We start from the raw sequence: 10,097 nt of genomic DNA, 5'->3' as shown, positions 1-10,097 counted from the left end.
GCGAGTGCGATTCAGGTAGGAACTGCAAACTTTTACGACCCCCTTGCACCCCTTAAGGTTATTGAAGGAATTAAGAATTTTATGAAAGAGGAAAACGTTCAAAACTTTAAGGAACTTATCGGAGTAGTACACCATTTAAGCATCAATAACTCCTCTAAACCTTTCCGGTTTTAACCCCTTTCCAAGAGACGTGTACGGCTGTTGAAACTGTTCGTTCCCCTGCTTAAACCTTTTGCTTGCCTGCCCCATAAACACTTTGTTTCCAATTAACTAGTGTAATGAGTATATTAAGAATTTCTTATATATGATTAACGTAAGGGTTCATTTAAAATAACTTACACTATGAAAAAAGCTGAGGAGGTTCCGGCCATTACCGTATCTTTCAGTCTTAAGTTCCCCTTTATAATGTGGTTTAAACACTATGACAAAAGTAAGTTCATAAGGGACCTCATTGCCGGTATTACCGTAGCGGCGGTTTACGTTCCCCAGTCCATGGCTTACGCAATGCTTGCCGGGATGCCCCCCATTCACGGGCTATACGTAGCTTTTATAGCGACAATCGTAGCTGCTATTTTCGGAAGTTCAAGGTATCTGAATACAGGTCCCGTTGCTATGACCTGTCTACTTTCAGCTTCAGTTTTATACGGTATAGGTCTTGAACCCCAAACTCCCGAATGGATTAAGTATATGTCCCTCCTTGCCTTAATGGTTGGTCTGATAAGACTGACGGTAGGTTTATTTAAACTGGGTTTTATAGTTGACCTCATATCAAACAGTGTCGTTATCGGATTTACCGCTGCAGGTGCTATGGTGATAGCCCTTTCTCAGTTCGGACATCTCTTCGGATACAAGATAGAACGTTCAACGCACATATTTGACGTAGTTGTTGACCTAATAAGTAAGCTAGAAATGACAAATCCCTACACGCTCGGTATAGGTATACTTGCATATTTCCTAATATGGATATCAAGGAAGATTAGCGTATACATTCCCGGTGCACTGATAGCGGTTATAGTTACCTCGCTTATTGTTTATCAGTTCAAGCTATACAACTTCGGTGTTGCCATAGTCGGTGAAGTCCCTCAAGGTCTTCCGAATCCCGAGCCACCGCCCCTTGACTTTGCAACAATGAGTAAGATGTGGGGAGGTGCTTTCGTAGTAGCCTTCTTCGGTCTAATAGAAGCTGTGGCTATAGCTAAAACCCTTGCGGTAAGGGTGGGGGACAAGTGGGACCCTAACCAAGAGCTAATAGGCCAAGGACTTGCAAACGTTGCAGTCTCTTTCTTTAAAGGTTTTCCCGCAGGTGGGTCCTTTTCCCGTTCTTCTCTAAACTACACCCTCGGGGCTGTTACACCCCTTGCGAGCGTAATATCGGGACTACTTGTTGGACTTACTTTATTCCTCCTTGCACCTGCCTTTTATTATCTTCCCAAAGCTACGCTTGCTTCAATAGTCCTCTCAGCTGTTATAAACTTAATAAGACCTCAGGACATTATCAAGCTTTACAAGATAAACAAGATTGACGGAGTAGTTGCAGGGCTCACTTTTGCCTCGGTATTCTTCATGGATTTATGGGTCGCCATAACCCTCGGTGTTCTTTTATCATTGGGTAGTTTTGTTTACAAGACTATGTATCCCCGCATAGTTACACTAACCAGGGACCCGGTTACGAGAACGTTCGTTAACGCTGAGAAAAAAGGACTACCCGAATGTCCTCAGATAATGTTTATAAGACCGAACATGTCAATATACTTTGGAAACGCCCAATACGTTTACGACTACATACTGGGGAAGGTTGAGGATACCCTCTTTAACGGGAGACCCTTAAAGTTCGTTCTCATTGATATGGAAGCGGTGAACTACGTTGATGCAACAGGGGCTCAGACGATAGTAAGGCTCGTTAAAGACCTCAGAAATAAGGATGTAGAAGTAGCTTTTGCAAATATAGGTTGTGATGTGTATCCCATTCTTGAGAATGCAGGTTTTGACAAAGTGGTTAACCATGAACTTGTGTTTAACGCAAAAGGTGAAGCAATAGGTGAGCTCTTCAAGCGCCTTGACCACGAATACTGCAGGGACCACTGTCCCTACGCCGTGTTTGATGAGTGCTTCACGGTGAAGACCCCGGAAAAAGCAGAAGAGCTAAAAAGAAAAGTTGAAGAACTAAAGCGAAATGTCGCTTGACGGCCTTTTAAAAATCTTTTTTACATCACTTATTAGGTATATAGAACCTATTACGAGGATATCCTCTTTTCTGTCTACTATTTCCTCAGGACTTAACCTTTTTGTTCTCAGCCCGATACTTTCTGCAAAAGACTCAATATTCTCGGGCTTTTCCGCCCTGTAGTAATCTATCGGAAGTATGTATATTTCATCAAAGTAATTCTTTATAATTCTAAGACTCAGTTCCCACTCCTTTCCCTTTAAGCTTGAGAATGCAAGATTTATACTCGGAAAGTGTTTTTTAACTTCCTTGATAACCTTCGCAACCGCATAAGGATTATGGGAAGCATCAACCATAAGTAGAGGATTTTCCCTTAAAACCTCCATCCTTCCTTCCCAGATTGTTTCCGAGAGGGCCTTTTTCACTTTATCTTCCTTAAGTTTCGTAAAAAGGGAACAAAGGGTTAATGCAGTGGAAGCGTTATCTATCTGCCACTTGCCCCATAGGGATAACCCGACTCTACTTATAGAAAACTTTTCGGAGAAGTAGTTTTCAAGAAATGTTCTTGAACCTGAAACATTACCGGAATACTCATAGTCAATACCTGCAACGAATAGGCCCTTAAAGCCAAGCTCCAAAGCCTTAGTGTATAGGGGATAACGAGCGGTTCCGAGAACTAAAGGCTTTCCTTCCCTATACAGCTGGAGCTTCTCAAGGGCTATCTCTTCAACGCTACCGCCCAGCCACTTGGTGTGGTCCCTTTCTACGTTCGTTATACCTATCACTTCAGCATTTACCACCTTTGTAGCGTCCCACCTGCCCCCCATTCCCACCTCAAACACTCCAACGTCTACCTTTTCGTCCTCAAAGAACTTAACCGCTATGAGAGTTGCAGCCTCAAAGTATGTAAGGTTAAACTTTTCAAAAACTTTATTAAGCTCTTTAACGTAGTATCTGAGTCGCTCTTCTTCTATTTCCTTTCCGTTAATCCTCCATCTTTCGTTTTCACTCATTAAGTGAGGGGAGACGAACCACCCCGTTTTGTAACCGTGCTCCCTAAGTATTCTTTCCGTAAAGGCACAGGTTGAGCCTTTTCCGTTTGTTCCGCCCACAAGAATTGCGGGATAGTTTTTCTGAGGATTTCCGATAAACTCACAGGCTTTCTTTATCCTCTCAAGAGTAGGTTTAACGTCAAAGTCCCTTCCACTGTATAACTCCCATAAGATAGCCATAAGAGTATTTTAAGGATACAATTAGAAACAAAGCCCTTTCGGAGGTAAGGGAATGGAATACGACTTGATAATACTCGGTGCGGGAAGCGGAGGATACGAAGCGGGACTTTACGCCTTCAGAAGAGGAATGAAGGTTGCATTCGTTGAGCTCTCACCGGAAACCGTCGGTGGAAACTGTTTAAACAGGGGTTGTATTCCTTCAAAGTATATGAGGCACGGGGCTTACCTGCTTGACAAGTTTGAGAAGATGGAGAGATACGGGATAATTCCAAAAGGTTACGACCTTGACTATAAGAAACTCAAAGAGGGAAGGGACGACGTAGTCGTAACAATAAGGGAGAACTTTAAGAAGTTTGCCCAGCAGTTAAGAATTCCTATATACTACGGAAGAGGGGTTCTTAAGGACCCCAATACGGTTTTCGTAGAAGGTGCGGAAAAAGAGCTAAAAGCTAAGTATATACTCGTTGCAACGGGTTCTTCTCCCACCTCAATAGGAAACCTCGTTCCTGACGGAAAGTATGTTGTAGATACAGACCAGATATGGGATATAGACTATATACCGAAAAAAGTCTTAATAGTAGGCGGCGGTGCGGTAGGTGTTGAGTTCGCATATATATTCAGAAAATACGGAAGTGATGTCGTTCTTGTAGAGATTAAGGACAGACTACTTCCCTCTCCCGATATTCCGGAAGACAGCGGGAGGTATCTCGCAAGGAAGCTAAGGGAACTGGGGGTTGATATAAGAACGAGAACATCCGTTGAGAGCTGGGAAAAGAAGAACGGTGGTGTGAAGGCAAAACTCACCGACGGGACAGAAGTTGAGGCGGACTTTATCCTCCTCGGTGTTGGAAGGAAACCCAACACAAAGGGAATAGGTCTTGAGGAAGTAGGTGTTGAGCTTGACGAGAGAGGATTTGTAAAGACTAACGAGTATTCACAGACAAATGTTCCGAACATCTACGCGTGTGGTGATATAACCTCTCCCCTCATGCTCGCTCACAAATCAATGTATGAAGGAAAGATAGCGGTAGCCCATATGCTCGGGGAAAGAGACTGGAAGAAGAACGACAGAATTATTCCAAAGATCATATACTCAGCCCTTGAGGTTGCATCCGTCGGACTCACGGAAGAGCAAGCGGAAGACGAAGACATAGAAGTAAGGGTGGGAGTTGCATCCTTTGTCTCAAACCCCAAGGCTATGGACGACGGGGAGAACGAGGGTTTCGTCAGGATAGTGGCGGACGACGAGACCGGAGAAATACTCGGATGCCACATAGTTGGTCCCCATGCGGGAGAGCTGATCCACCAAGTTGTTCACATGATAAAGGACGCAAAGACCGTTGAGTTTGCCTCAAAGACCATGTATTCCCACCCATCCCTTTCGGAGAATATAGGAATCGCTTCTTCCGAGATTTATTACGGACCTATATCCTGGGTAAAGAGAAGGTAAAGAACTAAATTTAAAAACGGAGGTAAAGAGATGGCAGTTCAGGATATCATAGAAGCTCTGAAGAAGGAAACCCTACAAGATGTGGGTATAGATAAGAATCTCGCTCAACTTGTTAAGGACATAAAGATGAGCGGGAACGTTCTCACAATAGTTATGGAGCCTCCCAAGGAAGGGCTTGAAGATGTTATAAGGGCCAAGGCTATAGAAGTTCTGAGTGAAATTCCCGATGTTCAGAAGGTTGATATAAAGTTTTCAAAGCCTCAAGCGACTCAAATTCCCGTAAAGCAGGCACCACCCCAAGGTCAGCCTCAGCATCCGCCCCAACCCCAGCAGCCTATGTTTACGAGAAAACAGGTTCCCGGAGTGAAGCATATAGTAGCTGTAGGAAGTGGTAAGGGAGGAGTGGGTAAATCAACGGTTGCTGCGAACCTGGCTCTGGCACTCGCAAAGCTCGGATATAAGGTCGGCCTCCTTGATGCGGATGTTTACGGACCCAGCGTTCCAACACTTTTCGGCCTAAAAGGTGAAAGGGTTACCGTTGACCAGTTCCAGAGACTTGTTCCGATAGAGAAATACGGTATAAAGGTTCTCTCCATAGGCTTTATGCTTCCCTCCGAAGACACCCCCATAATCTGGAGAGGTCCCATGCTCATGAAAGCTATAACCGAGTTTCTCTTTAGCACCAAATGGGGAAACCTTGACTACCTAATAATGGACCTACCCCCGGGAACAGGAGATGTTCAGATAACACTCGCCCAGAACGTTGAGATGACCGGAGCGGTTGTCGTAACTACTCCCCAAGATGTTGCACTTGCGGACGTGAGGAAAGCGGTTTCTATGTTCCGGGAGGTTAACATCCCCGTTCTGGGTGTTATTGAAAATATGGCTTACTTCATATGTCCGAGCGATAAGCAGAAGTATTACATATTCGGGAAAGGAAAAGTTGCTGAGTTCGCAAGCACTTATAACTTAAAGATACTCGGATCCATACCCATAGACCCCGAAGTTGCGGAAAAGTCAGATAAAGGCGAGCCCATAGTTGTATCTCACCCTGATTCCGAAGTGGCAAAGGCCTTCATAAGCATAGCGAAAGTTCTCGCACAGGTGGTTCACCAAGGGGCTTAAGTGAATCTTTATCAAGGTTTTTACTGAAGGTAGGCATATCATTAAGAGAATAGTAAGGAGGTAAAGGGATGTTTAAAACGAAAGCGGGAAAGAGGGTAGTTTATGCAGACCATATAGCTACTACGCCGGTTGCGGAAGAAGTTCTTGAGGCTATGCTACCCTACTTCAGAGAGATATTCGGGAATCCTACATCTCTTCACAGCTTTGGCCAAGATGCTAAAAAGGCTATAGAAAGGGCAAGGGAACAGGTTGCCCAGCTCATAAACGCGAACATTCCCGAGGAAATAATTTTCACCTCGGGCGGTATAGAGGCTAATAACCTTGCGATAAAGGGTATAGCAAAGGCATACCAGAGAAGGGGAAGACATATAGTAACAACCGAGATAGAGCACCACTCCATACTCCACCCTTGTAAGACCCTTGAGAGAGAAGGATGGGAAGTTACCTATCTTAAGCCCGATAAATACGGATTAATAGACCCGGAACAGGTAAGGGAAGCGGTAAGAGAGGACACGGTCTTAGTTTCCATAGGTCACTCAAACAGGGAAATAGGAACGATACAGAACATAAAGGAACTTGTAAAGGCTGCAAAGGAGAAGAACCCCAAGGTTATATTCCACACGGATGCAGCTCCGAGCCTCGGACATTATCCTGTTGATGTTAAGGATTGGGGTGTAGACGCGGCATCATTCACCGCTCACCTTATGTATGGTCCAAAAGGTGTAGGAGCTCTCTGGACCAGAAAGGGTGTTAAGGTAAAGCCCCTTATAGAGGGGGGAACGCAGGAAAGAGGAGTAAGAGCGGGAACGGAGAATGTTCCGGGTATTGTCGGTTTCGGTGCGGCTGCTGAACTCGCAATGAAAGAGCTTGACGACAGAATGAAGAGACTTTCCCATTACAGAGATAAACTGAGAAAGGGTCTTGAGGAAAAAGTTGACTACATAGAGTTTACCGGACACCCCACACAAAGACTACCTCACCACCTCTCAATAATTGTTCACTTCGTTGAAGGAGAAGCTATGCTCCTCAGACTTGACCTTATGGGTATAGAAACCGCTTCCGGTTCTGCTTGTGTATCACTCGCACTTAAGCAGTCTCACGTTCTCAGTGCTATAGGAGTTCCTAAGGAAGTTTCTAACGGTTCTGTTGTGTTCTCCTTCGGTAGAGAAAATACGGAAGAGGATGTTGACTACATACTTGAGGAGTTTCCGAAGGTAATTAACTGGTTAAGGGAAGTTTCTCCCTTCAACCCCGAAAATTGGGAAAAATACGTAAAGTCAAGGGGATAGGATAAAATAAAATAGGTGGCCGGTATACACTTCTTCGTATACCTTTTTTTCTTTCTTTCTTTACTCGTTCTGTTTTTATATACAATTTCTTCCTTCGTTAAACCTATACTCTGGGCTATAGTTTTTGGAATAGTTATATACCCCCTCCACGGTATACTCAGAAAGAAATTAAAAAACGATACACTTTCCTCATTACTTTTAACCGCCCTGGTGTTTTTCGTAGTTCTAATTCCCCTTACAATAATAGCTTTTGTTACAACTCAACAGATAATCCTTTTCTCGGTGAAGGTTATAAACTTCATCCAGAGCCACAGTATCAACGACTACGTAAACATAATAAAGGAACACCCCTACATTAAGAACAACAGGGAAACCATGGAACCCATTATTGATTACATTCAGAGTGAAGAGTTCAGAAGGGCAGTTTTAAACACTGTGAATACAATTATAACCTTCATAGGGGATAAACTCAGGAATTACGTCTACACCGCGGGCACGGGACTGTTTAACGCTTTTGTATTCCTCCTTACCCTTTTCTTCATACTAAGGGAAGGAAATAAAATTCTCCATGAAGCGCTAAAGCTCATTCCTATGAAGGAGGAAGACCTTGAGGTAATTCTAAAAACTATATATAAAACGGTTCTCGCAGTCATTTACGGAACCGTAGGAACTGCCGTAGCTCAAGCTATTATGAGTTTTATAGGTTACTCCCTTGTGGGTGTGAACTTCGCTTTAATATGGAGTATTCTTACTTTTCTTGCCGCGTTTATTCCTCCCTTTGGTGCAGCTTTTATATGGATTCCGATGGATATTTATCTTTTTGCTACGAAAGGAATAAAAGAAGGCATTACGCTCCTCATCTTCGGAACTTTATTCATCTCAACTATGGACAACATAGTAAGACCCCTCGTAATGAAACAAGGTATAAAACTTCCCTACGTAGCTCTATTCTTTGCCACAATAGGAGGGCTTATAAAGTTCGGGTTTATAGGTATATTCTTGGGCCCGATAATTCTCACTACACTTCTCGTGTCGACGAAGATATACAAAAGGCGGGTGCTGGGTGATTAGGATTCTCCCTTCCTCTTTAGTTCCTTTTCGTGTTCCTCTATCTTTAGAACTACTTTCCACATTCCGAAGGGTATAAAGATGTAAACGAGGGTAGCTATGGTTATTAGCCACTTCCAGAAGGGGTCAAATATACCGTTTGTGGTAAGAATGTACGATGTGTAAAGCATACCTGCCAAAAATGCAAACATTAATTGCTTGTAGAGGTTCTTTCCGCTCATCTTAAATACGGTATAAGAAAAAGCATAGGCTCCGGCAAAGAGTATGTAAAAGAAGCCGGCGCCGAGAACAAAAAGCACTTCAAAGGGATTCTTTATCATGCCGGTTTCACCTCCGTAGCCTCAGATCTTCTTCCTATAGTAAGCATGTCGTAGACCAGAACGAAGTAGAAGAGGAAAAATAATATTCCAAAGCCGAGTCTCCAGTACATAGGAATTCTAACCCAGGGGTGCATCTGAGTCACTATGAAGTCCTGCCAGGTGGCACCTCCTACAGCTCTTTCAAAGAATGTTTGAGCAAATCCGGCAACTAATAGGGCTCCGACCATTCCAACCATTGTAGTAATCATCCCTATATATGCTATACGCCATAGCTTGCTGTCAAGTATGGGACCATGCGGCGCCCTGATGTACTGTAGGGCTATATACATTAGAACAAGGTTAGTTGCAACGTAAGCTCCGAAGAACGCAAGGTGCCCATGGGAGGGTGCCATCTGGGTCCCGTGGGAGTAGAGGTTAATCTGGGGTAGGGTGTGCATAAATCCCCAAACCCCTGCACCGAAGAAGTTTCCGAAAGCTTGGAGAAAGATGAAAAAGAGTGCAGGTCTGTTTACCGCTTGGAGCTTATGAACGCCCGCGTCGTAAACCGCGTGAACAATCATAGCAACCAGAGGCAGAGGTTCTAACGAGGAGAAAAATCCTCCTATACCGAGCCAGTATTCGGGAGTTCCGATCCAGTAGTAGTGGTGCCCGAGTCCGAGAATTCCCGTTCCAAATACGAGGAGAACTTCAAGGTATAACCATCCCTCTATTATTTTTCTCGGTGTTCCCAAGACGTGCATTAAAGCCCATCCCATAAGGACTCCTACGAGAACTTCCCAGGTTGCCTCAACCCAGAGGTGAACAACCCACCACCAGAAAAACTGGTCCACTGTTATGTTTGGTGTGAAGAACATACCCGCTACGTATAAACCCGCAAGAGCTATGAGGTCTATAAGTAGAACACCCAAGAGCCCCGTTATCTTCCTTGCTTTTAAAACGGTTGCAAGAACGTTGTAATAGATTATGCCCATTACCGCAACTATACCGAGGTCAGCCCATCTGGGGGCTTCTATGTATTCCCTTCCCTCGTTAATAAACCACATTGTAAAGAAGTTTCCCTTTCCTATCTGAACGAGTATGTAAACAAGAACCACTATTCCTACCGCTCCCGTGAGCAGGTAAAAACCTATCCTCCCGAGCTTTGCACCGACTACGTCCCTACCGGTTTCATCGGGAAGGAGCCAATAAATTCCGCCTATGAATCCCATTATGAGCCAAACGACCATAGCGTTTATGTGAAGAATTCTCGTTATGTTGAAGGGCATTACCGTGTAAAGGAAGTCCGGGTTAATATACTGGTAGGCGGCTATAACACCAAAGAGGAGCTGAGCGCCGAAAAGGACTATAGCAACGGTCCAGTACATAAGGGCTATTTTTTTACCTTCGGGAAGACCTGAGATGTCTCCCCAAAGTCTCGTCAAAAGCTTCTCCATAGCTTACACCTCCCTT

Annotated in this window: 8 protein-coding genes; 5 read left to right on the top strand and 3 right to left on the bottom strand. The window is 44.2% G+C overall.

Annotation, left to right across the window (positions count from 1 at the left end; translation table 11 throughout):
- Positions 1 to 342 precede the first annotated feature (342 nt).
- Positions 343 to 2,184, top strand: a complete 1,842-nt coding sequence (locus tag ACWB1W_RS01925) for a SulP family inorganic anion transporter (protein WP_479369711.1) — start codon at positions 343 to 345, stop codon at positions 2,182 to 2,184.
- On the opposite strand, the gene ACWB1W_RS01920 is transcribed toward ACWB1W_RS01925, so the two are convergent.
- A complete protein-coding gene (locus ACWB1W_RS01920; protein WP_479369710.1) occupies positions 2,164 to 3,396 on the bottom strand; it encodes a folylpolyglutamate synthase/dihydrofolate synthase family protein in 1,233 nt (410 codons plus the stop codon). The two genes, ACWB1W_RS01925 and ACWB1W_RS01920, sit on opposite strands and share 21 nt — an antisense overlap.
- A 52-nt stretch (positions 3,397 to 3,448) precedes the next feature.
- Between ACWB1W_RS01920 and lpdA the strand changes: the two genes are divergently transcribed.
- From lpdA to ACWB1W_RS01900, 4 genes are all read left to right on the top strand, one after another.
- A complete protein-coding gene (lpdA, locus tag ACWB1W_RS01915; protein ID WP_479369709.1) occupies positions 3,449 to 4,846 on the top strand; it encodes a dihydrolipoyl dehydrogenase in 1,398 nt (465 codons plus the stop codon).
- Between the two features lie 30 nt (positions 4,847 to 4,876).
- Positions 4,877 to 5,971: an Mrp/NBP35 family ATP-binding protein gene (locus tag ACWB1W_RS01910; RefSeq protein ID WP_479369708.1), complete on the top strand. Its 1,095-nt coding sequence runs from the start codon at positions 4,877 to 4,879 to the stop codon at positions 5,969 to 5,971.
- Between the two features lie 68 nt (positions 5,972 to 6,039).
- Positions 6,040 to 7,260, top strand: a complete 1,221-nt coding sequence (locus ACWB1W_RS01905; protein WP_479369707.1) for a cysteine desulfurase family protein — start codon at positions 6,040 to 6,042, stop codon at positions 7,258 to 7,260.
- Between the two features lie 15 nt (positions 7,261 to 7,275).
- Positions 7,276 to 8,331, top strand: a complete 1,056-nt coding sequence (locus tag ACWB1W_RS01900) for an AI-2E family transporter (RefSeq protein ID WP_479369706.1) — start codon at positions 7,276 to 7,278, stop codon at positions 8,329 to 8,331.
- Here the strand turns inward: ACWB1W_RS01900 and ACWB1W_RS01895 are convergent.
- Together ACWB1W_RS01895 and ACWB1W_RS01890 are read right to left on the bottom strand one after the other, a co-directional pair.
- The gene (locus ACWB1W_RS01895) at positions 8,328 to 8,648 is read right to left on the bottom strand and encodes a hypothetical protein (RefSeq protein WP_479369705.1); all 321 of its coding nucleotides are present in this window, start codon (positions 8,646 to 8,648) and stop codon (positions 8,328 to 8,330) included. The two genes, ACWB1W_RS01900 and ACWB1W_RS01895, sit on opposite strands and share 4 nt — an antisense overlap.
- Positions 8,645 to 10,081: a cbb3-type cytochrome c oxidase subunit I gene (locus ACWB1W_RS01890; protein WP_479369704.1), complete on the bottom strand. Its 1,437-nt coding sequence runs from the start codon at positions 10,079 to 10,081 to the stop codon at positions 8,645 to 8,647. The genes ACWB1W_RS01895 and ACWB1W_RS01890 overlap by 4 nt, the downstream gene beginning before the upstream one ends.
- Between the last annotated feature and the right edge of the window lie 16 nt (positions 10,082 to 10,097).

The sequence above is a fragment of the Aquifex sp. genome (genome assembly GCF_056494385.1).
The sequence above is the reverse complement of the archived record's forward strand: the minus strand, read 5'-3'. Positions and strand labels throughout refer to the sequence as shown.